Origin of the sequence: Fluviispira sanaruensis (assembly GCF_004295685.1) — a bacterium.
Classification (GTDB): Bacteria; Bdellovibrionota_B; Oligoflexia; order Silvanigrellales; family Silvanigrellaceae; genus Silvanigrella; species Silvanigrella sanaruensis.
This window is the reverse complement of sequence record NZ_AP019368.1, coordinates 1,130,787-1,156,927: the sequence shown is the minus strand read 5'-3', so window position 1 is coordinate 1,156,927 and position 26,141 is coordinate 1,130,787. Positions and strand designations below refer to the sequence as shown.

Sequence of the window (26,141 nt, the reverse complement as noted above, 5' to 3'; positions counted from 1 at the left end):
CCTTTTTTTATATTCTATAGTCGTTGCCTGTGACTCTTGTACTTAAAAGGGCTTCCTGCAATGACATCTGAACAAAAGAATACTCCAGTAACCGACTCTCTTCTCAAACATTGGCTTGCCAATGGCAAAGAGCTTCCTCCACATTTGAAACCTGCGCTTGAAAAGTTAAGCACTGAACATATTTCAGGAATATCTTTAAGCCAACTTGAATCCCCTATGATGAAACAATTTCGGGCCGCCAAAGATGAAGTGCCCGATGCTTTATTATTTTTCCGCATGGGAGATTTTTTTGAACTCTTTGGGATCGATGCCATTATCGTTTCTGATATTTGCGGACTAACATTAACCTCCCGTGACAAATCGAGCAATAACCCCGTTCCCATGGCAGGCTCTCCTGTCGTAGGTTATAAAAATGCGCTTAAAAAATGCGTTTTAGCGGGATTTAAAGTTGCTGTCTGTGACCAAGTTGAAGATCCTCGCCAGGTGAAGGGAATCGTCAAGCGAGAAATCACTCGAATAGCCACGCCAGCAGTTCCTGGCGATTTAGATGATGATGACAATTCGCAAGAGACTCCATTTGGTTGTTACCTTGCAAGTGTCATTGAGAACAAAAAAACTTTTACCCTTGCCTATGTTGATGTTTCAACGGGTGAATTTCGAATCACACAAAACTTAAATGAATTGCTATTAAACCAAGAGTTATCAACAATAACTCCACGCGAAATTCTTGTTCCTAAAAATATAGAAGTTCAAGTATTAGAAATTGTAAAGAAGAATCAAAAAAATAATTTTACCACAGTGAATACAATTGAAAATTGGCTTTTGCGATCAGCAGATAATTGCAAAGAAATATTTCTCGAATTTTTTAAAGAAAAAGATTTAAATGCATTTGGCTTAAATGAAATCACAAACGGCCTCACTTGCGTCAGTGCTATTTTACATTATTTAAAAGCTACACAAAAATCTGTTTTAAAAAATATCCAATTTATCACATATTATGACTTAAGATCTCATCTCATAATTGATGACAGTACGCGAAAACATTTAGATTTTTTTCAAACAACAAGCGGCGATAAGAAAGGAAGTCTATTTCATTTTTTAAATAAATGCACAACAGCAACAGGCAGTCGTAAACTATTCCGCAGACTCAATTACCCATTTAAATATTTAGAAGAAATAGAGCAAGTACATCAGAATATTCAAGAATACATAAATCAAGTTGACGTTGTGACTGTGATAATTGAAAACTTACGCAATACCGCTGACATAGATCGTCTCCTCGCAAGGGCTGCGCAAAAAAATCTCGATGCACGGGGCATGGCTTGGCTCAGAGAGACTTTGCTTACACTGCCAAATCTCGAAACTATTTTAAACAAATTAACTACCAATCCATTTAAAAATAATAATTTATTAGTTAGACTAGAGCCCCTTAAAGAACTCCTTATGAATGCACTAAACGATGAACCAGCAGCTGTTGCTGGTAAAGGCGGAATTATATTTAAGGAGGGTTATTCAAAAAAATTGGATGAGGCGATTGCGCTCACGACGAATTTTTCCAAAATGCTCGATACACTCGAACAAAAAGAAAAAGAAAACTCACAAATAACGACGTTAAAAATTGGTTACACAGGGGCATTTGGTTATTATTTTGAAATTTCAAAAGGAAAAATAGCGCAAGCACCTAAACATTTTATTCGCAAACAAACTTTAACCAATTGTGAGAGATATATCACTCCAGAACTTAAAGAACTTGAAGAAAAATCTTTAAATGCAAGTGATGAAAGAATTTTGCTCGAAAAAGAATTATTAGAATTTTTAAGAACACAGATTTTAGAATACTCTCAATATTTAGTTCAAGCTTCTGAACTTATAGCAGAAATCGATCTCTCTGTTACCTTTGCAAACCTGGCTCTGCAATTCAATTGGTGTAGACCAGCATTAACCAATAAAAAACTAATAAAATTAACTGAATCCACCCACCCTATTTTGGCACACTTAAGCACGCGCTTTGAACCTTTCATTGCCAATGATATAACCTTAGGCGTAGTAGACGATGAGACAAAGGACAACCCTCTTGTACATCTCATTACGGGTCCCAATATGGCAGGTAAAAGCACGATTATGCGGCAAGTGGCTGTGACTCAAGTCCTTTGCCAGATTGGCTCCTATGTGCCAGCGCGTAAAGCCGAAATAGGTCTTGTGGATCGCATATTTACCCGAATTGGATCGGGCGACAACGCACTCAAAAACCAATCTACTTTTATGGTAGAAATGCTCGAAACAGCCAATATGCTACGCTTTGCGACCCCACAAAGCCTCCTTCTCCTTGACGAAATTGGCAGAGGAACCTCAACATTTGATGGCCTTTCCATCGCTTGGTCTATCTTAGAGAACTTGAGCGAAAAAGTGCAGGCGCGCGCCTTATTTTCAACCCACTATCATGAACTGCAAGAGGTGTGTGCGAGTCACAAAAATATCTGTCCTATGCATATGTCTGTTGTAGAAAATATAGTTACATACGAAGAAAATATAGAAAAAAAAGAAATTCTTTTTTCACGCAAATACACCCCAGGGGGAGCAGGCAAAAGCTATGGCTTACATGTGGCAGAGCTTGCTGGTATTCCCGCTGAAATTATTGCAAGAGCTGAAGATGTATTAAAAAAATTGGAAAATTCAGCTCCTACACAAACAAACGTTCCCGCGACGAGCAATCCTGAATCATTTAAGGAAAAACTGGAAGAAATCTCTGAATCACTTAAGGAAAAACATTTAAATTTCCCTATAATACCTGAAGAAAGTGGAAAAAATTCAAACCTCACAAAACAAGCTACTTTGTCAAAAGCCCTCTTGGCGCTCGATGTCGATGGCATAACCCCCAGACAAGCGCTTGAAATCATTTATACTCTTAAAAATTTTGCCGCAGAGCATTCTGGAGTAGAAGGTGAGCAATGTCTTAATCTGCTAAAAATCCTTGCCAAGCAGCAAAATTCGGCCAAAAAACAGAAAGAACGCCTTCTCTCTCACGAACAAACTCTCTTTTAACTTGACGCACTTGCTGAGCTGTGCTTATTTGAGGTCTCATGTTTTGTTGAGTTGCTGCGTTGGCACATTAGCCCAACGCTGCTGCCTGCATATTATTTAACAAACTTCATTAGGAGTTTTACCATGGCAGTATCCACAGGTAAGAAAAAGCGTCGTTATTCCAGACCAAAAAGAACGCTCGATCCACAAATCACTTTCGACTACAAAGACACACAACTTCTTCGCCGTTTCGTAACTGAACACGGTAAAATCGTTCCACGTCGCATCAGCGGTGCCAGCGCACAACAGCAACGCGCGCTTACAGTAGCTGTTAAACGTGCTCGCACTATGGCTATTCTGAGCTATGGCCAAGGCAGCGATGCTCGCTAAAGAATCCATTTAAACGGGTTTTGCAAAAACCGTATCTTCTCGATTTGAAGATACGGTTTTTTGTTTTATCATAATTTGTTCTTTATGTTTCCGTGTATTTTTTTAGGACTTTAAAATGATTTCTATCCTTTCCCATAAAATAACGAGAATGAGTTCGTTTAAAAGAATTTCACTTATAGTTTCTATTTTTATTCTATATGACATCTTTATCATTAAAAAACCCCTGAACTTTATCCACGATATTCTTGGGGCCAGATATATTGCAAACTATTTCTTAAGTATTATCGCCCTTATTCTTTTTGTTTTATTTATTGATCTTCTCTTTAAAGGCAAATTCTTTGCAAAATTATTGGGAAGTTTATTAGTTATTGTTCCCCTAGGCATTCAGACTGCTCATTATGCTTTTTATAATGCGCCTTTAAGTGCATATGGCATTCGCTTTTTCTTTAGCAATCCCCTTATGACAAGCCAACTGGGCTTAGAGAATATTAATTTTTTAAAACTTTTTTTATTTTTTATTTTCTCTATTTTAATTATTTGTTTATTCTTACCTAAGAAAAAGAAACTAGAATTCCGTAGAACAAAAATGGTACTTTATTTTGTTCTTTATGTGCCTATCGTTATCCTTTGTGGAGTGAGCTGGTACCTTATTTTAGATTTTCAAAATGCCTTAGTATCAGTTTATGCTGCTCTGCCAGAAACGGGGCGCTCGCTTTATTTTAAAAAATTGAAGCAAGATAAGCCGACAATTTCACTTTCACCCACTGAAAAAAAGTTACCCAATATCTTATGGATCGTTGGTGAATCTGTTGCAAAAAATCATATGAGTTTATATGGGTACACACGCAAAACCACACCAAATCTCGATCAACTGCGCGATGATGGCATTCTTTTTCCCTTTCAAAATGTCGTGAGCATAGGACCGCACACACTTATTTCTGTGCCCTATATGCTCGTGGGCAAACAAAATATCGATCCCTTTGGCACTATTTATTCTTCCCCAAGTATTTTCGAATATGCAAAGGCAAGAAATTACGACACAGCATTTATCAGCGCACAGGATCTGCGTTGGAAGAATTTTGACCAACTTTCTGGCAATGGCATTGCTGATTATTACCGATCGGGATCCGATTTTAGTACGAGTGTGCGGGTTTCAAAGGGCGCAGATGATATGAAAGTTCTTGATAAAAGTATTCTTCCTCATCTCCAAGAAATGCGTCCGCCTTTTCTGCTTATTGCGCACATGGATGGCAGTCATTATCCTTACAATATTCATTCTGAAAAAGAATATAAAAAATTCTTTCCTGAAAATAGCCCAAACGGAACAAATGCCTATGACAATACCATTGTCTATACAGATGTTTATTTAAAACGCTTAATAGATGCCTCACGCAAAAAAGATCCCAATATTTGGATCTTTTACACCACGGATCATGGCCAAAATGTCGCTCTAGCCCAAGATAATAAAACTTCTCAAAGTGAAACTGTTGAAGAAAAAACAGCTGGAAATCTAAGCGCAGAACAAAAGCCAGAAGGAACTATCAAACCCGAACTTGCGACCCAAAAAAATGTCGATGAAAATAATTCTATTTTTTCTGGCTGGGCTAGTAAAATAAAACAAATGTTTGCAGAAAAAGATCAAAATGATGATGAATCTGCTGTTACCTTTAATCAAGGTTACAATCCCAACATCATCCACAATGCCTTTTTTGTAATCCCACCAAATAACTTTCGGGAATTGATCAAAAGCAAAGAGCATGCGCCAGTAGCACAATCCGATATATTTGCAACCATTCTACAGCTTATGGATATCGATAAACCCGCCGCAAAAATAGATGGGATGTCTTTATTAGAGCCTATTCCAGAAAATAGACTACGCATTTCGACAGGTTTTGTTGTGACCAATGATAACGTACCTGAAGCAGAAGTATTTTACCCCGATTTAACTTCATTATTTGTTGATTTTTCAAGAAATAGTGTGAGTGTTTCTGCAGATAAATCTGTGATACGTCTTTCGGATGCAGACCAAGATATTCAAAATCTATTTGAAGAAAGAAACCGAAAAATTAATTAATTTTTCGGTATTATTGTAACTGATTATTTTTAAATCAGGACTGGATCTTATCTTCTGATTGGAAAAACTTTAAATTTCAATAAAAAGAAGATGTCACACACCATCTTCAGTACCTAAGTTAACAAAATCAATTGTATCAAAATCAGGGTTGTCATTGCCAAGTCCGTCAAAAATTGTGAAAGCTGAATTTCTTTTTACTCGACCTGTTTCTGACTTGATAGGTGAAGATGTTGCCCGTTTCTTAAGTTTTTCAACCAAAGTCGTTCGATTCATCGATAACAATTGCGCAGCGCGGTTTTTATTGTGATTTGTTCTTCTGAGTGCTTCAGAAATCAATCTATTTTCAAATTCTTCAACCACTCGATAAAAATCAATTCCGGATCCTAAGTCTATTTCTTTTTTAATAAATTGATCAATTTCACTTGGTATATCATCGAACATTGAATTACGGGTGATTGGAGGATTGTTATTTTGTAAACTATTTTGTGGCTGTGAATAATTTTGATTATAATTAGCTTGCTGTTGCGTCACTTGCGAATAATTATTTGTCTGATTATTTATTTGATTGTTTCTATTATAATGACTGTTATGATTATTTAAAATTGCATTTTCTCTTTGCGACTGAGCATAAGGAGGAACTGCCGAGTTTTGTGAGCCAATTTTTGAATATTGTGAAATATGAGTCGAGCCTGAATTGTGATAGACATTGTTGTTTTGCGGCATAATATTATTTTGATTTAATACAGGTTGATGAGTTCTATCATAGAATGCATCAATATTATCGGTGACTAAATTCCTCAGTCTCGGAGGGAGATCACTGATTTCAATACTCCCTGAATTTTTTAAGACAACGATACGTTCTATTAAATTTTCCAATTCCTGAATATTATGAGTCCATACATTTTGCAAAAGTGCGTTCATGGCATCATGGGAAATACCCACAATTTTCTTTGATTTTAATTGGTTGAATTTTTGTACAAAATATTCAGATAAAATTGGAATATCTTCTCTTCTTTCACGAATTGGAGGCAAATAAATCGAAGTTGCGGATAATTTATAGAAAAGATCTTCACGGAATAGACCTCTTCTGACTAATTGCTCCAAATCCACTGAAGTAGAGCAAATAACTCTAATATTAATTGGAATATCCGCTTTTCCTCCAAGACTGCGAATGACTCCATCATTGATTACACGATACAATGCTAGCTGCAACTTGTCGCTTAATTTGCTGACTTCATCTAGGTACAGAACTCCACCTTCAGCCTGGCGGAAATGTCCTTCACGCCCCTGTGCGTTTTGTGGGAGATAACCCGCTTCATAACCAAAAAGTTCTATTTCGAGAAACTCTTCGTTCCCTGATGCGCACTTAATCGGCACAAAAGGGAATTTATTGCGCTGTGACCTCTCATGAATGATCTTGGCAATTGCGTCTTTGCCAGTGCCTGGTTCACCTGTGATTAAAATTGAAGAATTGCTCTCTGCAACCTTATACACAAGATGCTGAACATGGCGAATAATGGCACTTGACCCCATAAGCGCATAAGATCCGTTCACGATCTCCTCCCCTTGCCATTAAGGCATTCACTGGTGCTGTGGACTTATATATAATTGGGTTGACTGATTGTTATTATTGCACCTTGTAAAAAATATAACAAGACCACAATTGGGAGTTTTTTCGGCAATTTTCTAAAAGAAGACCACATCACCTTTTGTAAGCGATTCATCCTCTTCTGCCTGTGCAGCCGTTTCAGTTGGCTTCACCGCAGCAGGAACTGGTTTAACAGGAGGCGGAGGCGCAGCCGTTGCACCACTTGGAGCAGCACTTGCTTTAGGTGGTGGCATAGATGAAGGAGGAGGTGTGCCTGCCGGTGGAGTCGAGGGTGGAGGTGGAGGTGTGCCTCCACCGTTTGCAGCACCTCCACTACTACCACTCTGGTGTGCTGTTTTCAGGGCCAGCGCATCGTTTTGCAGCGCTTTGTTAAGCAAATCTTCAATGTTTATCTTTATTCTCTCAAGAGGTTGCAGAGCTTGATCGATCTGTTGCTTCGTTATGTCTTGGAACTGGAGGCTGAGTATGATTTGATCGATATTTTTGGCAACACTTTCGGAACTTGCCACGGCATTCGAAATCAGTTTAGTAAAGACTTCAGTGCTCTCTTCAGCCGTTCTGACGAGTTCATTCACTGCATGATCGACATGTGTTTTCTTCTCCGTATTTTTCTTTAAGTTTTCTAATAAACTTCTACTTATATCTCTTACACTTGAGTTCACTTTACCAACGATTTGAATAATATTGTTGCTTGCTAAACTTGTGCGGTCAGAAAGTTTACGCACTTCTTCAGCAACCACAGAGAAACCACGTCCATGCTCACCCGCACGTGCCGCTTCGATGGCCGCGTTCAAAGCAAGTAAGTTCGTTTGATCGGAGATATATTGGATTTCATCACTGATCTTATTAATTTCTGCAGTATTAACGAGGATAGTATCAATTGCTTTTGAATAATCCATATTCAATTTCGAGTTTTGTTCGAGCATTTCGATCATTTCTCGTAACAAAGATAAGCTGCTTTGGATCACTTCACTGAGTGAAGTGTTGTTGTTGTTCCCTTTACCGCCTCTAAATTGCGCAGATATTTCGTTTGATTCTTCAAGGTGCTCTTGAGCTTTTTCATAAATAAATCGAACTTTATCCCCTATCTCAATCGCACTTCTTTCTGTTTGATGTGTTACATTATGCAATTGATTGGTCATTTCAGGTACGAGAGAAATGATCTCTTCGAGCCGTTGCACTTGTTCACTCACACCCACTTCTTTTTGTGAGTTTTCGAGCTGCAATTTTGCCAATCTATTTTGTTGCTCAAGGGCTCTCTCTTCAGAAAGAACAGCTCTGCTTTCGAGTGTTTTTGCTAGTGATTCAAACTCTCTCTTTTGTTCTTGTAATTTTTTATTCATGCTCTCAGCAGAGGATTTCCAAAACTCCATATTTTTCTGTGCTTGCACATTTTTTGATTGAAATTCATGCTGCAATGTAGAGAGACGAGCATTATTCACTTCTTCCATATGTAAGAGCTGATGTCTCAGTGCAATTATTTCTCTCTCGTACACTTCTTCTTTAGAACTATCTTTTGAGCGTGAGGAAGCCGCTACAGAAACAGAAGGTATCGCTGTGGTTTGCTCGAAAGATTTCTTTTTGCTTTCTAGTTCTTCGATTTTCCTTAAAAGATCCTTTTCACGGGTCAGCAATTCTCTTTCTTTATTTTCGAGAGTTCTTTCTTTTCCTTCAAGAGATTTTTCCTTGCCTTCGAATGATTTTTCGCGGTTGTCAAGATTCTTTTCTTTATCGAAAACTTTACGTTCAGAAGCATTTACCCCTTTTGATTCCAATTCTTCACGGATTGCACGTGCAGCTTCATTAGCAATTTTGTCTAAATCGTGAGTCAAGATCTCATCTATTCTTTTTCTTACTGCAAAAAACCAGACATATGACAAAAGAAACAGCACCACACCGACAGCTGTCGTAAGCATCCAATCTGTAGACAGAAAGCCTGTTGTTGCGATCACAACTGCACCAATTATGGCGAGCAGGACAAGAACTGTGGGTTTAAATCGGATTTCTTCCATGAAGCACTCCAAGTCGCATTCAACTAAATCTTTTTACTAAGGTCACTTCGGATAATGTAACACTAATATAGAGAGCCACAGTATTGACATAGTGAAAGAAGATTTCAAAGCTTCATTTAACTGACATCCCAGCTTCATTGGAACTGATAAAATTAAGAAACAGGAGAATATACCATTGAGTAACATAACGATAGACGACATCATCCAAAAGTGGACAAAAAAGCTTTTGAATATCGTTCAAAACGTTTATGCCTATATTGGCTTTATTATTCTTTTTGGTATTATCGGCAATATCGTTATTGTGAATTTAGCTCTCAATATATTCATGATATTTTTTACTATATTTTCTGGTATTTTTACCTACATTTTATTTAAAAAATCAAATGCATTAATTAACGAATGGCATGAAGAATTCACTGAGCCGACACAAAAACTTTTACAAACGATACAAATGGTTTCGATTCAAAATCTAGATCTTTTACCCGAAGAACAACTTAATAGTTTTACCTCTGAATCGCATTTAAAACTACTTGAAGTAGCAAGAGGCATTCTTGAACATCAAAGATTTATCGACCAAGTCGTTGATAACATGTTTGAAATGATGTTTCTCTTAAATCAAGACGGAATTATTATGAAAGCAAATAAATCCGCTTGTGAAACGACTCGATTCGTGCAAGCAGAACTCATAGGCCAACATATTAGGAAATTATTTCCGCACGCAGAAAGTTTAGTAGATTATTATTTAGAACTTGAAATTCAATTCACAACGCAAGGTTTTGTAAGAGATGTTGAAGTCTTTGTTCAGACTTCAGAAGGAGAACTTTTACCATTTTCAATCAATGGTGTTAAAATTGAAAGCACGACTGGATCTCTTCTTGGCTACACAATGATTGCGAAAAACCAAGCCGAAACAGTGCGCTTATTTAATCAATTAAACAAAAGTAATTATGAACTTGGTAGAGCTAATGATGAACTCGGTAAACGATATGATCAAATTAAAAAAGAAATCGAAGAAAAAGAGGGGCAGCGTAGAACACTCGAAATGGAACTTGCAACAAGTCAATTGGTGCAAAAAACATTTCTTCCACAAACAGCCCCCGTTCATCCCAATGTAGAATGCGCAGGCACTGCAATTCCTGCTGCTTTTTGCGGAGGAGATTGGTGGAACACTGTTTCATTAAAAGATAAGTTTTTCGTTTTTATTGCGGATGTCACTGGACACGGTACCGCCAGTGCTATGGTGACAGCAGCAGTGTCTGGTTATTTTGTTGCAGTTCAAAGCAAACTTTTCGCTGGAGAAAATCTTGATGTGGATGACATTCTCGTAGGATTTGATACAGTGCTCTCGAGCATGGGTAATAGCAATGACGTGCGATACAATATGACCTGTTTTTCTTGTGTTTTTGATTTCGAAAAAAGAGTCATACGTTTTTCAAATGCTGGACATAATTTTCCAATGCTTGTACGAGCAGACAAAAAAGTTATAAGTTTAGTTGCAAGTGGTCACCGACTCGGTAATACGAATGGTGAAAGATTTGAAAAAAAGGAAATTCCACTTGAAAAAGACGACTTTGTATTTTTTTATACAGATGGACTGATAGAAAATAAAAATGATCAAGATGACGAATATGGCAAAAGGAGATTGCGGAAGTTTATAGACAAAAATAACTCTGAAAATTGTGCTGCTTTTATTGAACATCTTCTCCAGGATGCTTTGGAATTTTATGGTTCTGGTAAGCCTCTTGAAGATGATATAACCATAGTCGTAACAAGGATAAATCAACTTTAATGTTAAGAACTATTTAAAAATGAAGAGTTTTGTAGCAAAATTCAAACATAGGATATTCTCGTCAGACTTAGTTATTCCGCCTGCAGAAAAAGTTGTGCCCTATGTTTACTCAATAGCCGGCATTTCCTTTGCTTTGGGTGTTGTCACTACGTTTACTGGGCTCTCGCAATCAAAAAACAATAAAAATACGCAGCCGTTTGATATAAATAATACCGAATCCTTAACAGAAACTCAAACAGTGGAATCCATCCTTAAAAGAAATTTATTTAATGTAACTGGCGCTATTCCGGATGCTGAAGACAACGGAAAAATTGTCTGTTCACCAAATCCTATAAAATCTGAACTCCAGTACAAAATTGCAGGCATCATTTTTGGTGGCACATCTGAATCAAGTATAGTTCAATTTGAAAATTCCGGCTCAACCGATAATAAAAAAAGTAATAGTTTTGTCATAGGTAACATGCTCCCAATGGGTGGTAGGTTAACAGGAATTCAAAAAAATAGAATTTTAATTACCAATAAAAACTGCCCAGAATATATTGATCTTGTTTATCCCACTCCACCTAAAAGTCGAGAATCTCGCGTTTCTCAAAGTAACACAGGATCTTCATTTAAAGAAAATGGCTTTGAACGAAATGGCAATGTTTCTACAGCTTCAAAACAATGGGTAAATAATATATTAACAAATAATTTTGCTAAAACACTTGAAGATGCAAAAGCATCTCCTTATCTTGTCGGTGGTCAAGTTAAAGGATTTATATTAACAAATATAACACCCAACAGTGTTTATGCAAAGTTAGGTTTGCAAAATGGTGATATTGTCAATTCAATTAATAATATTCAATTAAATGATGCTGCACGTGCCATTCAAACTCTTAACTCAATGAGAAATGAAAACACAATCGTATTGCAAATATTAAGAAGTGGTAAACAAACGGAGTTAAAGGCGAATATACAGTAAATGCAAAAATTAAAAATATTTGACAATTTAATCAACAGTAAACTCTTTGCTAAATTAAAGGATCCTGAATTTTTTAATAAATTTAAAGCACCAAAGCTCATTACAAATTTAAATATAAAAGACTTATTTTTTGTACGTAATTTATCAATAACTTTTGGCTCCTGTATTATTCTGTCAAATATAGTAAATACTTTTGCTTCGCTTTATCTTATAGAAGCACCAATCTCAAAACAAAATAACTCTAAACAAGTTTACAATCCTCTTATTTTATCAGCTAAAGTTACTTATCCCCAAATACAAAAAAAAGTTATTGACCGTAATATTTTTAATATTTCAGGTGAAATCCCTGCAGAAGACTCAGCAGAAAATAATGGGCTCATTCAAAACTTTGATGCCATTGCTTGTTCTAAAAATAATGAAAAACTTCCAGTTGAACTTGTCGGAATTTTATTTACAGGAAATCCAAAAACAAATCTTGTTACCTTTAAGGATCCAAGAATTCAAACTGCAGATGTCTATCATGAAGGACAAAGCATCATCGATAACGAAACATATGAAGTTTATAAAATACCAACTCCCTCAACAGTGCAAATACGACAAGCAAATACAAAAATTTGTCTTTCAACTGGAACGCAATCACGTTATCCAATAGAGAGTGATAAAAACAACAATAGCGATGGACAGACTTATGAATTTACATCAGATTTTGTTGACGATCAGATTGGACCAGGGTTTTCAAAAATCCTAAATTCAGCTCGTCTTGTTCCCGAAGTTTCAAATGGCAAAACAATTGGATTTAAAATTTTTGCAATCACGGCAGGGAGTCTCTTTGATAAAATGAATCTGGAAAATGGCGACGTAATCACATCAGTAAATGGAATTAAACTTGAGGATCCCTCTCAGGGCTTTAAATTATATGAAGCTATGCAAGACGAAACTAATATAATTGTTGAAATCAGTAGAGCGGGTATGCATATGACTAAAAAGGTAACAGTTCGATGAATCAGAAATTGAAAAAAAGAACAGAAAATAAATGCTTTTTAAGGATAGGATACAATAGGAAATTTAATTTCAGCTTAATGACAACTGTTGCGAGTCTTGTTTTCAATAGTACCGTCATTGCACAAACTCCTCCTATTCCTCCTTTACCACCCTCTCCCCCAAAAGATCTTAATAAAACTTCTAATCAACCAGTAAGTCCTGCGAATGTTGATCCAAAAAATCCGCAGCCCAATAAAACACCCAATCAGCCTGCTTTGCCTGCTAACGGCAAAGTTAAGGATTCTCAAACAATTAAAGCTCCAAACCCAGCAAAAATTCCATCTTCCCAATCAGGTTTACAAACGCAACCACAGCCACCCATTTCATCGCCACATATTCAAGACAAACAAAAGGATGGCGCAGCAAAATCCCAGGATAAAAATAAAAAAATCAATCCCGCTGATGAAATCCCACATGGCAAAGAACTCGTTAGCATTGACTTTCCAAATGGGGCAAATTTAAGCGATATTATTAAAACCATAGGTCTGTGGACTGGTAAAAACTTTGTCCTTGCTCAAGGCGTGGCCGGTTCTTCAAGAATTTCTATTATATCACCTGAACCTGTGACAAAAGAAGAGGCTTATCAAGCATTTTTAAGTGCTCTTAATATTTCTGGTTTCACAACAGTGGAAACAGGATCTGTCGTAAAAATTCTCCCAATTGCCAATGCTAAATCTTCTAATATAAAAACTTATTATGGAGAAAACTGGTCACCTTCAACCGATGAAATTATCAATCAAGTTATTCCGCTCAAATATATAGACGCCAACAGTGTGATCAATCAACTGAGGCCTTTGCTTGGCATCACACAATACGCTGCTTTTACGACGACAAACTCGCTTATTCTGACAGACACAGGCAATCGAATTCGACGCATTCTTGAAGTGATCAAATTACTAGACTCAAAAACCAACCAACCTTTGGTTTCAATTGTACCTATTAATTACATGGATGCCAAAGACGCTGTCGCAAAAGTCAACGATATTTTTGGTAATCGTAACGGACCTTCCTTAAGCTTACAAAAGGTTCTTACCGACGAAAGAACGAATTCCATTATCCTCGTTGGCCCAGCAAACGGCTTGGACGATATCGTTCGCTTTGTTCAACGCATAGACAAACCTGCGGTGGATCAAAACTCACAAACAATGGTGCGTGTTCGACCTCTCGACTATGCCGACGCTGAAAAACTTGCTCAAACTTTACAAGCGTTGACCCAAAGTACACGTCCGCAAAATTCGCCCTTTCGTCCAGCATATTTCCAACCACCTCCTCCTCCACCGGGTGCTCCCAATGCAGGGCCGCAGCCACAAGCACCAGCAGTTGCCGATTTAAATGGCGTGAAAGTCACAGCCGACAAGGCAACAAATGCACTTGTTATTCAAGGCAGTAAATCCGCCTACGACGAACTCGATGGCATTATTGCCCAGCTCGATAAACGCAGAGCACAGGTTTATGTCGAAGCAAGTATAGTTGATATGGCTGTCGGAAATGACTTTAACTGGAAGCCTTCGACCTTAGGTGGCGCAACACTTAGTGATGGCAGATATTTAATGCCCTTTGGCTTTAATGCCGCTCAAGCAGCTCCTTTTGTCGTGCAACAGACCAATACAACAGTAAATGCAGCGGCCTTACAAGGAGCGGGAAATAATTTCATGCTCGGTATTTTAAGTAACAAATCGATAAATCTTGGGCCATTTACTTTAACCCCTGGCGCTCTTTTGTTTGCATTAAAGCAGGACTCCAATACCAATATTTTACAAACACCAAGTATGATGGTTTCAGACAACGAAACAGCAAACTTTCAGTCTAATCAGCAATACAGTACCGTAACAAATACCTCGAACCCAAATGGACAAGGTACTGTTCAGTCTGTAAATAAATATGACGTAACAACATCTTTAAAAATAACTCCCCAAATATCGCGCACTGACTTTGTCTCAATGAAGATCAATTTACAGCTCGATGATGCTGGCCCAGCGGGAGAAAATGGTTATCCAAACCCTATCAGCAAGCGCTCCGCTGAATCCACTCTTATCGTACAAAACTCACAAACTGCGGTTTTGGGAGGTATCACTCAAGACAGCCATAAAATTACAGAAGCAAAAGTTCCTTTGCTTGGAGATATTCCGATATTAGGCTGGCTCTTTAAAACAATTAGCAAAGTGAAGAAAAAAACCAGTCTTACATTATTTGTTACGCCACATATTGTTCGTAACTCCGATGATCTTGAAAAAATTTATACAGAAAAGATCAAGGACAGAGATTTATTCTTAAAAGCTTTTTATGGTGATAAATTTAAAGAAGAAGAGTTTTATTCAAAACTACCGAGCGAAGAGGCAGGAAAAGCACCTATAGCTCCACCAAAAACAGAAGAGCAAATTGAAAGTGAGAAAAATCAAACTTTCGAACCCGCACCTGTTACAAAAAGAGTTGTCTTACCCAGTGAAGATCCAAACCCTATCAATGCACCTTCTTCAAATTCTGGTACAGGCGGAGGCGGCTTTGGCTTTCCTTCACCTCCACCTCCACCACCACCTCCTCCATTCCAATAAAAAGGAGGTGAGAAAGCCTTATGCCTACGAAGCCATTTGAAAAAGAAAACATTGTTAACTTAGATGATATTCTTTCTAAAATCACTTTAAAAAAGAGTGTTGAAGAGTATCCTGAACTTTTAAATAAAAATAAAACTTTTGAAGATATTTTAATCGAAAAATTTCGTATCACGCAAAAGCAAATAGATGAAGCACTTATAGAACAAGCGACAAATAATATTCATATTGGGGATATTTTAGTTGAAAATGATGTCTTACAAGAAACCGATAAAGCAAAAGCGCTTGCTATTTTTCTCAATTTAGAGTTTCAAGAACATTTTCCATATAACGAAATAAATCCAAAAATTATTCGAAATTTAAATATTAGTTTTTGTTTACAGCACATGATTTTACCGATTGCAGAAGACGACCTTAACGTAACAGTTGCAGTATCCAATCCTCTTGACACAATTAGCATTGATGATCTGAGAGTTATTTTAAATAAAAATATTAAAAGAATTGTAGCACCTCGTGATTTTATAGAAGGAGCTATTAACAATGTATTCGAACGCCAGGAACTTGCAGATCAGGGAAAAGGGCTGACAGCTGATGACGACATTGGTGGAATAGAAGGGCTTGATGTTGCGCACAATCTTTTGCAAGATAACGAAGAAGCACCTGTGCGTAAAGAAGTTACAGCTATCATTCGTCGTAGTATCACCGAAAAAGCATCGGATATTCACATAGAACCTTTTGAAGATCGTGTTTCCGTGCGCTTTCGTATTGATGGACGTCTGCGTGAAGTGAGAGTGATTCCCAAAAAATATCAGTCGAGTGTCACAACCCGTATTAAAATACTAGCAAAATTAAATATTGCAGAAAGCCGCTTACCTCAAGATGGACGTATCACTCTAAAGGTAGGAACTCGAGAAATCGATGTGCGCGTAAGCACTCTTCCTATAAAATTTGGTGAACGCATTGTTTTACGTATACTCGATAAATCTGGTGGTATGCCGGATCTTGATGACATCGGAATGCCCAAAATGCTCCTGAAAAACTTCAAGACCATTATCAATCAAAAACACGGTATCGTACTCGTCACAGGCCCAACTGGGTCAGGTAAAACCACGACGCTTGCATCTGCGCTCATGTCTATTAACAAACCTGATGTGAGTATCATAACTGTTGAAGACCCTGTCGAAATCCAACTTCCTGGCGTGAGCCAAGTAGAAGTCAACGAAAAAGCGGGACTTACTTTTGCAGCCGCTTTGCGCTCTATCCTCAGACAAAACCCGAATATTATTTTAATTGGTGAAATTCGTGACTCAGAAACTGCGCAAATAGCTGTACAAGCATCGATTACCGGTCACCTTGTGTTAAGCACATTACATACGAATGACACAGCAGCATCGGTGACGCGCCTTGTCGACTTTGGTATTGAGCCGTTCCAAATCACGACAGCTGTTGTCGGGATTCTCGCAGTGCGTTTGGTGCGTAAAGTCTGTCAAACTTGTCGTGTGCAAACCGTCCACACAGCAGAAGAACTTGGACTGTTGGGATTAAGTGCGAAGCAAACAGAAGGCAAGGTATTCTACAAAGCTAAAGAAAATGGTTGTCAAGCATGTAAATCTTCAGGTTATTCTGGGCGTATAGGGATTTACGAATTGCTTGTATTCGATGAACACATTCGTAACTTTGTGCTCAAAAGCTCTGATGGTGCTAGTTTAAAAAGAATGTGTGTTCAGCGTGGGATGAAAACACTTAGAGACTCTGCGCAAGAAAGATTTCTCAAAGGGGAAACAACACTTGAAGAAGCTCTTTTTGCCACTCAAACCGAAAGTGATAACGAGGTATTATAGCCATGCCCTTGTATTCTTACAAAGGTCAATATGCAAAAACAGGAAAAAAAGTAAAAGCTTTTATTGAAGCTGAATCTCCACGTGATGCAAGGATCAAATTAAAAAAACAAGGCATTTATATAATAGAAATGAAGGTGGACAATCGCGCCAATGCTGCTGAAGGAAGCACAAGTTTTATAACAAAACTGAATCGTAAACCACCTAAACCTGAAGATCTTGCGCTTGCCACAAAACAATTTGCAATTTTATTACGCTCTGCTGTTGACATAAATGACGCTCTCAGAGCTGTTTCCGAGCAAGTCGAAAACGAAGAATTAAAAGCTATTTATATTCGTATCCGAGAACTTGTATCAGAAGGAAAATCCCTTTCCGATGCTCACAGAACATATCCAAAAGTTTTTAGTTCTATTTATATAAATATGATTGCAGCTGCAGAAAAAGCAGGAGCACTTCCGCTTGTGATGCAGCGCTTATCCGAATTTATTAATTATCAAATAGAAATTAGAAGAAAAATTGTCGGAGCATTAACTTATCCTGCGTTTATGATCGTCGTTGCAATCTTAGTGACTATTTTCTTATTTGTAAAAATTATGCCCGAAATGATAAAGTCTTTTACTGCGATTAAAGTTACGTTACCTTGGTACACCGTGATTATGAATGACTTATCAAATTTTCTCCAAGCTTGGTGGTTACCTTTTCTCATTATTTTTATCTTAATTGGTTTTGCCCTCTTTTCTTGGTCAAAAACTGAAAAAGGTAAATATAAAATTGATTTATTTTTATACACAGCACCCATTATCAGCCCTCTGATTCAAAAAGTAACAGTCTCACGTTTTTCAAAAACCCTTTCCACAGTTTTATCCAGTGGTGTTCGTATTGTTGAAGCTCTTCAACTCACACGCAAAGTTGTTGGTAACAGTGTCATGGAAAAAGCGCTTGATGAGGCCATAGTTAAAGTGCAAGATGGAGATAAACTTGCCACGGCTCTTGAAAGAACAGGGCGCTTTCCAACAATGGTTATTCATATGTTACGTACAGGCGAAAAAACCGGACAGTTAGAAGATATGTTATTTAATATCTCAGAGGTCTACGATGAAGATGTAAATAATCAAGTTGAAATCACTACAAAATTACTTGGACCAATCATTATGGTTTTTATGGCAGGAATGGTATTTTTAATGGTGATGTCCGTCATGGGTCCCATGCTCGAAGCTATGAATGGGTTGCATTAGCAAGGTTATTCAGTATAATAAAATTTCTTTTAGCCATTTGGAGTGCGCAATTTATGAATCTCAATAAATATTTAAAAATCAAAAAACAACTCACAGCTCAGGCAGGATTTTCCATTTTAGAAATAATTATCGTTGTTGCTATTATTGGTACCTTAATGGGTGTTATTGTCAGCCGAATTTCTGGTGGTACAGACAATGCAAAGTCAGGTATCACAGACACAAAAGCTTACACACTGCAATCTAAATTAATCCAATACCAACTCTCTTTCGGAAAATTTCCAACAACAGCACAAGGTTTACAAGCACTCACTACAAACCCTGGAACCCCTATCGCTGTAGAACAAGATCTACATGACGGATGGGATAATACTTTTGATTATAAATTAACAAATAAAGGCCCTCTTATTATTTCAAATGGTAAAGACGGTCAACCTGGAAGCAATGAATCGCTTTGTTACCTAAATGGTAAAAAACTTGATTGTAAAACAGTCGAAGCAGGAGCTGCAAACTGAAATCGTTTTTCTCTAAAAAACCGTTTTCTCTTACCACTAAAAATAAAGTTCTAGCAGAATCTGGTTTTACGCTGATAGAAATTATCATTGTTCTTGGCATTATTGGCGCTATTGCAGGGGTCATTTTACCCAATTTAACACTTTCGATAGACTCTCAAATGTCAAGTTCTCTGCGTAATTTCACAGCCCAAGTGCGTTCAGCTTACAATAGCGCTATTTTTTCTGGCAGATTACACCGTATGGTGATCGATATCAAAAAAAGTGAATATTGGGTTGAACAAGCGCCTTTAGGCTTTGAAGGACGCCCTCCTGCCATTGACAACGTAGATGAATCTGACTCTTTGCTCAAAACTGATAGAAGAAAAAGACTGCTCGATAGCTTAGATGATAAAGCGAAACAGCAGATGAACAGAGAAATGACAACAAGTTCTTCAAGTAACAAAAAGTTTTATTCAATTCGTAGTATACCCGTGGTACAACGCGAAATATTACGACCAATCACTTGGCAAGAAATCAACGACTCTATTATTTATAAGCAAAAATTCCTTGGCCGCGTTGTAGTGGCAAAGTTCACCAGCGGTTTAATCAGTAAAGAAATTAAATATGAAGATGTGGCTAAAAGTGGAGACAAAAATAAAACAAATTATGCTTATATTTATTTTTTACCTAATGGTTCGTTGACACCCACATCACTCCAAATGACTTCAAAAAGTGCTGAAGAACCCTCATTACTAGAAACCAATGGCCCCAAATTCACTCTTAATATAAACACGCTCACGGGACAAACTCGTTTGCTTGAAGGCTTTCAAAATGCAGATTTTACGCCACCTAAAAAATAATGAAAGCGGATTTTCTCTCTTAGAATGTATTCTCGCCATTGGAATTCTTTCTATCGTTATTGGAACTATTGTTGGCTTGCAGTCATCTATTATCTCTTCGACACAAATATCAGGTGACAATATGAAAGCCTCTTGGGCTATGCGATCTGCTATTTCTCAATTGCAATATGTTTTAGACTCGGGTGGAGTCAAAGACGTTCCAAATGAAACCGAATTCCCTTGGGCAACAGACGAACAATTTAAAATCAGTCTCATAAAAAAAGAATTAAAAGAAGTAAAACCTTCCCAGTTTCTCTTAAGTGCGATGGGAGTTTATAATCTCGTTTCCCCTGATGGCAATGAACAAAGTGATATCAGTGCAACATTTTCAAGCATCACCCCATTACTCGATGCACCTGCAGGAGCACAAAGTCAAAGTTACTTTAATAACGTAACAATACTTGTGAACTGGAGAGATGCCTCCACGCAGCGCAGTATCACAGAAGGATTTTTCTTTATCGACAAAGATGCCTTAAAGGGTGTTAATCTACCTAATTTAGGAGGGGATGATAAAAAATCAGACTCGCCTAATCAAGGAAATAAATAATGCAAATGCTTAAAAATCAACATGGTTTTTCTCTTCTGGAAATTATATTAGCACTTTCTATTTTAGCTGCATTAAGCGTTATGACGATTAATATTTTAACAACACAACTCAGTACGCGGGAAAAAGTAACAGATTACAATACCCAAAAACACTCTATCAATATGGCAATGAAAAAAATCTATGACGATTTGCAAAGCGCATATATCTCCGATCAAAAATCATTAACTTCATTGAACCTAGGTGCACGACAAATTGTTCCACAACTTTATTTTCGCAATAATAATTTAGTTTTTTCAACTTCTAATTTTAAATCATATATCGCAAATTCAACCCAAAGTAATCTTGCTTTTGTTCGTTACTATATTCGCCCAGATCCACAAAACTCAAACAAAAATCAACTTATAAGAGCTGTCGACACAGACATGTCAGAAAGTATAGAACGAGATGATGTGGGTTTAAAAGAAGTTCTTGATCCTGATATCAAAGAATTTCGCGTGCTCTTTTGGAATGGTAATGAATATCGACAAGAATGGGATACAACAGCAAATGACACACAAAATAAACTGCCAAAACTTGTCAAAATTCATCTTGAATCTTACTCTCCCGAAGGTTCTCTTGACAAGCAGTTGCGTGAAGCAAACCCAGTCAGTCAACAAAATAGAAAAACATATATGCTAGATACAACGGTTTATATTATGAGCACGAATGGTATTTCCAATGCTCTCAATCCCTCTGGAAGTTTTAAATGGCAATAAAATTATTTGTTAAAAAGCTCTTGCTAAAATATCTAATAAAGAAACAAAAAGGCTTTGCTCTTATTTTTATTCTTGTCTTTATTGCTATGATTCTCGGTGTCATTGCCGATATTGTTTTTCAGACACAAGTCAGTGTAAAAAGTACGATTGAACAAAGAAACGAACTCGATGCCCAAACCACTGCATTGACAGGAGTTGAATTTGCAAAATTTTTACTTGGTCTAAATGCACTTGCTGCTAAATACCAAGACAATCCTGTGCTTCCCATTCCAAAAGATATGTACAATTTATTAAATGGTCAGCCTCTCGGGACTAATAGTTTTGACAGTGTCGAAAAACTTTCTGGCGTGAATCTTTCAAACGCTATTGCCCCTGAGATAAGAGAGGCTCTTAAAGTTGTCAAAGGTTATTTTGTTCTTAATATTTCTTCAGAAAATGCAAAGTTAAACGTAAATTCCCTACAAGGACGTAATTATTCTGAGACCCAAAAAGCCCTCTTACGCATTTTTTCCTCACAAGATTCTGAAAAATTCTTAGAAACTCTTGGCTACACACCTCAACAACTTGCTGAAAATATGGGTGTGTATATTAAACTTTCAGTAACCGATGGCTACCTCCAATCAGCTACGCAAAATGCATATTCAACTATTGCTCCAAAATATCAACCCAAGCATGCAGCTCTTGAGTCACTCGAAGAATTGCGGCGCATCCCTGGCTTTCACTTAGATGATATTTACAATATGTATTCACCTTATTTCACAATTTGGCCGCTCGCAGGTGACATCAACAATTTAAATATCAATTCTGCTCCTACAGAATTGATTGCAAGTATGCTTAACCCTGAGCGGGTGGATATTAATGACGTAGATTGGGATAAATTTGACAATTATCGTGCTTCGAGTTCTTTTAAAAAATCAGGAATAAAAGAATGGTTTCAAACAAATATCTCTGGTTTTAAGGGAAACAAGGACAGCGAAAGTATTGCAGATAAACTTTTTGGAACATCCGATAATATTTTCAAAGTTGAATCAAGGGGTGTAGTCAATGATATCGAGCGGACTCTCGTGGTTGTTTTCCAACAAGCTGCTGCACAAAGTAACAACCCAAGCGGTGGGGATAACTCGCAAAATAAAGCGAATGATCCAAATAAAGCCGATCCAAATAAAGCCGATCCAAATAAAGCCGATCCAAATAAAGCCGATCCAAATAAAGCCGACCCAAATAAAACCGATCCAAATAAGCCTAATCCGCAAAATCAGAACACTCCGATTAATTCAAATCCAAGTTTTCAAATTATCTATAGCTATTGGAAATAAAATATAATGCTAATAAAACTCATAATTGCAATTTTATTAGCTCTATCAGTAACTGCTTTGGGACATTATTATTTATTTATTCGACTCATATCTCCTTTATTTGGCAATTCGCCCTTTTGGGTCATGACTTTTTTTTGTCTTTGGTCTCTCACTTTTTTTGGCTTTTTAATCTTAAGGATTGTTCCACATTTTCTACGAAAAATATTTGAAGTGTTCATGTTTCTATGGATGGGAGTTGCATTTTTATTTTTAATTGTTTGTCTTATCACTTCTCCTATCAGTTTATTTTTAAAGTTCATGAACTACGATGATAGTAATTTAACTTATTTTGTTATTTTGAGTGGATTGTTATTAACAATTTATTCTATGCGCAAAGCATTAAAAACACCTTCTGTTATTGAAGCACGTATACCAATCACAAAGAATTTACCAGAAAGTTTAAAAAATTTACGTATTATTGTTATAAGTGACATTCATGTTTCAGGTTTAATTGGCAGAAAGAGAATGATCAAATTAACAAAGAAAATAAATTCTCTTTCTCCTGACATTATTTTTATCACAGGCGATCTTATGGATGGTTCTGTAAAACAGCTCAAAAAAGAAGTCGCTCCGTTAGCAGAACTTCGTTCTAAACAAGGGGTGATTTATATCACAGGTAATCATGAATATTACAGTGGCCCCAAAAGTTGGAAACAACATTTATCCGAACGCTTTCACTGGCACGTAATTTCAAATTCATCTCACTCATTTCAATTTGGTGATCTCAATATAAATATCCTCGGAATAGAAGACAGACATTGGTTAAGTCATGAAAAAATTCCGCGCCGGAATGACAGAAGATTACATTCCGCGGTGTATCACTTACAAAGAAATGGTTTTGAAGTCGATAATTCTCTCAATATTTTACTTGCACACCAACCAAAAGATGCAAAGTTTATGCATGAATTTCCTTTTATTGATTTGCAAATATCGGGCCACACGCATGGAGGACAAATCTGGCCTCTCGAATATATTGTTTTAAAGGATCAAAAGTACAATAAAGGACTGTACAAGATCAATGATAATCAACATATTTATGTAAATCAGGGCACTGGATTTTGGGGGCCACCCATGCGTTTGGGAACGGTCTGCGAGATCACTCTTATGACGTTTTATCCGAGTTCGGATAACTAATTATACATTATCGATACTTTATTCGTGACGCAACAAACGAGATCAACGTGACCAGCCTTTAGAAAATAAAAAGTTCCAACAAGAAGATTTGTCAAGATTAAAGCGAAAATATGCCTTCTTAGAGTATGAGAATAGTTTTCTAAAAATGAGGTTTGCGTTCTTTTCGAAAAAGTAGAAGTTAAGTACTTAATGATAAAAATAATTCACAAGCATATTCAAAAAATAGCTACTCGAGCCAAAAGGATTTTGAGTCTATCGAAGGCTTTTAATAAATCCAATTTATGTGTGACGAATCAAAACTCTCGCTTCTATATTCTTTGCAATAAAACCATTTATGAATAGACCAATTGTCTATTCTAACCAATCTTGACTATTAGATTATAATAATATATTTTAAAAATTGATAATTTTTTGAAATTTAGGAGTATTATATATGTTTAAAAAATCTCTTATATTATTTTCTGTTTTAGTTATGTCTCAAGCGAGTGCAGATGAATCGATAACAACATATGCTTACTGTGATCCATATGATAAAAATGAGCAGTGGAGATGGGCAACAGATGAAAGCAATCAAGCTATTAAAGTGAATGGATATTGGAAACTCTTCTATTTTAAAGGTGATTATTCATCTATAACAAATTTAAATCCATCTTATTACAGGTTTATTATAACTCCTCAAGAATTTATTAGAGTAAAGAAGTATTGTAAAAAAAATGAGATAATTCGACCCGCAGACTCTTCCCTTTCTAAGTGGTATTATTTCAATATTAAAGATTAAATTATTGATTTGAATATCAACTTTAAGACTCTTTATTACTTTAATATCTTTGCTACAGAGCAATAAGAATAACTGGGAATTAAAAAAATCAATTTAAAAGCTAAATAAATTATCATTTACTATAAAAAATTCTATATTAAAGCTGAAATTTTGAAATTTTTTTTCTATCGAGAAGGCACAGTCACAATTTTTTTTTAGATATTTTTTCTATTTTGGCTAGACCCAGTGGTTTCACTTTTTCCTCGAGTTCTCGAAAGAGTTTGGGAACGTTAGAAATTAATTATGTTTAAAGTTTTATTTGCAGAAAAAGAATGATTAAATTAAAAAAAATTAACTCTCTTTCCCTTGACTTTATTTTTATAACAGGCAATCATAAATATTACACTGACTCCAAAAGTTATAAAAAACATTTATTCGAACGCATTCACTGGCACGAAATGTCGAATTCTTCTCACCATTTCAATTTGGTGATCTCGATATAAATATCCTATGAATAGCAGACTGAAATTAGTTAAGTCTTGAAAAAATCCCTGCCTCATTGACAGAAGATTGCATTCCGCAGGGAATCGCATACAACGGCATGATTTTTTAATCGAAGATTTTCTGATTATTTTACTCTCTCATCAACCCAATGATGCAAAATTTATGCATGATTTTTATTTAATTTATTTAGATTTTTCTTTGGAATTTTTATACACAAAAACATTTTTATACACCAAAGAATAGGCACTAAAATATCCGATTTTTTTATTATACTTTCATTTTTTGAAGAACAAATTGAGAAAATCAAAAAAAATAAAACACAGATATTTTAACAAAAAACTGATAAAGCTTTGTTTTTGTATAATTTTTAAATAATTTTTTTTATTTTATAAATACAAAAATATACCCACAATTTAACTATAAAATATTTTTTGCATTCTTGGGGAGAGTGCCTTTATTATTTAAGACAAAAGAATAAGCAAGAGCAATGAGCTTCTTTGTCGAATTGAGTTAAGATACAAAGAAGTCACTCAGTAAGAAATGAGTTAAATTTAGGATGTATAATTTATGTCATCTATTACAAAAAAACGCTTAGAAGCAACGATTCTGTTCTGTGATATTATGAATTTCACAACACTATTCGATGACAAAGATCCTGAAGAAGCATTTTTTTTTGCAAATTATGTTTTAAAAACTTTAAGTAACGTCGTAGTGCAATGCGGCGGTACAATTGATAAATTTATGGGTGATGGTTTGCTCGCCCATTTTGGGGTCACAAACTCATGCCCCGATCATGCAATGAAAGCTTGTTACTTTAGTTTGCAGTTGCTGGATGAAATTTGGAAAATCAATTGTGACCGTTATATTTTAAATCAAATCATAATTTCATTAGGAATTGGCATTCATTCTGGTGATATTGTCTTTGGAAAAATTGATGCAAGTTCATATACAGAATTTTCAGTTTTCGGTGATGTGGTCAATACGGCTTCGCGAATAGAGCGGATGACACGATTATTTTCTGTTGATATTTTAGTTTCAAAAGCGACATATGATTTATGTAAACATTGTCTAGATTTTTTTGCCATAGGTGAACATGAACTCAGAGGAAAAAAGGGTAAGCACTCTCTTTTTTGGCTCTTACCAACAAATTCATTCACGAATAAGTAAAATATATTTCATT

Annotated in this window: 19 protein-coding genes and 1 pseudogene; 18 read left to right on the top strand and 2 right to left on the bottom strand. The window is 36.3% G+C overall.

Features of this window, described 5'->3' with window-relative positions; genetic code table 11:
- The first annotated feature begins 60 nt into the window (after window positions 1-60).
- From mutS to EZS29_RS05020, 3 genes are all read left to right on the top strand, one after another.
- Complete coding sequence (gene mutS / locus EZS29_RS05030; protein ID WP_130607209.1) at window positions 61-3,042, top strand: DNA mismatch repair protein MutS; 2,982 nt, start codon at window positions 61-63, stop codon at window positions 3,040-3,042.
- Between the two features lie 123 nt (window positions 3,043-3,165).
- Window positions 3,166-3,411: a 30S ribosomal protein S18 gene (gene rpsR / locus EZS29_RS05025; RefSeq protein WP_130607207.1), complete on the top strand. Its 246-nt coding sequence runs from the start codon at window positions 3,166-3,168 to the stop codon at window positions 3,409-3,411.
- Between the two features lie 115 nt (window positions 3,412-3,526).
- The gene (locus EZS29_RS05020; RefSeq protein WP_130607205.1) at window positions 3,527-5,485 is read left to right on the top strand and encodes a sulfatase-like hydrolase/transferase; all 1,959 of its coding nucleotides are present in this window, start codon (window positions 3,527-3,529) and stop codon (window positions 5,483-5,485) included.
- 93 nt (window positions 5,486-5,578) lie between these two features.
- Here the strand turns inward: EZS29_RS05020 and EZS29_RS05015 are convergent, their stop codons facing one another.
- Together EZS29_RS05015 and EZS29_RS05010 are read right to left on the bottom strand one after the other, a co-directional pair.
- Window positions 5,579-7,039 (bottom strand): sigma 54-interacting transcriptional regulator, encoded by a 1,461-nt coding sequence (locus tag EZS29_RS05015; protein WP_130607203.1) that lies wholly within the window; start codon window positions 7,037-7,039, stop codon window positions 5,579-5,581.
- Window positions 7,040-7,171: 132 nt separating this feature from the next.
- Window positions 7,172-9,106, bottom strand: a complete 1,935-nt coding sequence (locus EZS29_RS05010) for a methyl-accepting chemotaxis protein (protein WP_130607201.1) — start codon at window positions 9,104-9,106, stop codon at window positions 7,172-7,174.
- Between the two features lie 175 nt (window positions 9,107-9,281).
- On the opposite strand from EZS29_RS05010, the gene EZS29_RS05005 reads away from it, so the two are divergent.
- The 15 genes and pseudogenes from EZS29_RS05005 to EZS29_RS04940 all read left to right on the top strand — a co-directional run bounded on the left by EZS29_RS05005 (window position 9,282) and on the right by EZS29_RS04940 (window position 26,128).
- Window positions 9,282-10,895, top strand: coding sequence for a SpoIIE family protein phosphatase (locus EZS29_RS05005; protein WP_130607198.1), 1,614 nt, complete (start codon window positions 9,282-9,284; stop codon window positions 10,893-10,895).
- Between the two features lie 19 nt (window positions 10,896-10,914).
- Window positions 10,915-11,856, top strand: a complete 942-nt coding sequence (locus tag EZS29_RS05000; RefSeq protein ID WP_130607196.1) for a PDZ domain-containing protein — start codon at window positions 10,915-10,917, stop codon at window positions 11,854-11,856.
- Entirely contained in the window at window positions 11,857-12,858 is a 1,002-nt protein-coding gene (locus EZS29_RS04995) for a hypothetical protein (protein ID WP_130607194.1), read from the top strand.
- Window positions 12,855-15,449 (top strand): type II secretion system secretin GspD, encoded by a 2,595-nt coding sequence (gene gspD / locus EZS29_RS04990; RefSeq protein ID WP_130607192.1) that lies wholly within the window; start codon window positions 12,855-12,857, stop codon window positions 15,447-15,449. The genes EZS29_RS04995 and gspD overlap by 4 nt, the downstream gene beginning before the upstream one ends.
- A 20-nt stretch (window positions 15,450-15,469) precedes the next feature.
- Window positions 15,470-17,287 (top strand): GspE/PulE family protein, encoded by a 1,818-nt coding sequence (locus EZS29_RS04985; protein WP_130607190.1) that lies wholly within the window; start codon window positions 15,470-15,472, stop codon window positions 17,285-17,287.
- A 2-nt stretch (window positions 17,288-17,289) separates the two neighbouring features.
- Window positions 17,290-18,519, top strand: coding sequence for a type II secretion system F family protein (locus tag EZS29_RS04980; protein WP_130607188.1), 1,230 nt, complete (start codon window positions 17,290-17,292; stop codon window positions 18,517-18,519).
- Window positions 18,520-18,572: 53 nt separating this feature from the next.
- Entirely contained in the window at window positions 18,573-19,031 is a 459-nt protein-coding gene (locus tag EZS29_RS04975) for a type II secretion system protein GspG (protein ID WP_130607186.1), read from the top strand.
- Window positions 19,028-19,153, top strand: a pseudogene (locus EZS29_RS16325) (prepilin-type N-terminal cleavage/methylation domain-containing protein); the annotation flags it as partial. The gene EZS29_RS04975 and the pseudogene EZS29_RS16325, both read left to right, overlap by 4 nt.
- Before the next feature lie 36 nt (window positions 19,154-19,189).
- Window positions 19,190-19,870, top strand: a complete 681-nt coding sequence (locus tag EZS29_RS04970; RefSeq protein WP_246035210.1) for a CBS domain-containing protein — start codon at window positions 19,190-19,192, stop codon at window positions 19,868-19,870.
- The gene (locus EZS29_RS04965) at window positions 19,842-20,456 is read left to right on the top strand and encodes a type IV pilus modification PilV family protein (protein WP_130607184.1); all 615 of its coding nucleotides are present in this window, start codon (window positions 19,842-19,844) and stop codon (window positions 20,454-20,456) included. The genes EZS29_RS04970 and EZS29_RS04965 overlap by 29 nt, the downstream gene beginning before the upstream one ends.
- Window positions 20,456-21,211 carry a PulJ/GspJ family protein gene (locus EZS29_RS04960; protein ID WP_130607182.1) on the top strand — a complete coding sequence of 252 codons (756 nt, stop codon included), beginning with the start codon at window positions 20,456-20,458 and terminating at the stop codon, window positions 21,209-21,211. The genes EZS29_RS04965 and EZS29_RS04960 overlap by 1 nt, the downstream gene beginning before the upstream one ends.
- Window positions 21,202-22,527, top strand: coding sequence for a type II secretion system minor pseudopilin (locus EZS29_RS04955; protein ID WP_130607180.1), 1,326 nt, complete (start codon window positions 21,202-21,204; stop codon window positions 22,525-22,527). The genes EZS29_RS04960 and EZS29_RS04955 overlap by 10 nt, the downstream gene beginning before the upstream one ends.
- A gap of 6 nt (window positions 22,528-22,533) precedes the next feature.
- Window positions 22,534-23,700 (top strand): metallophosphoesterase, encoded by a 1,167-nt coding sequence (locus EZS29_RS04950; protein ID WP_130607178.1) that lies wholly within the window; start codon window positions 22,534-22,536, stop codon window positions 23,698-23,700.
- Between the two features lie 433 nt (window positions 23,701-24,133).
- Window positions 24,134-24,478: a hypothetical protein gene (locus EZS29_RS04945; RefSeq protein ID WP_130607176.1), complete on the top strand. Its 345-nt coding sequence runs from the start codon at window positions 24,134-24,136 to the stop codon at window positions 24,476-24,478.
- 1,050 nt (window positions 24,479-25,528) lie between these two features.
- Window positions 25,529-26,128: an adenylate/guanylate cyclase domain-containing protein gene (locus EZS29_RS04940; protein WP_130607174.1), complete on the top strand. Its 600-nt coding sequence runs from the start codon at window positions 25,529-25,531 to the stop codon at window positions 26,126-26,128.
- The last annotated feature ends 13 nt before the right edge of the window (window positions 26,129-26,141 follow it).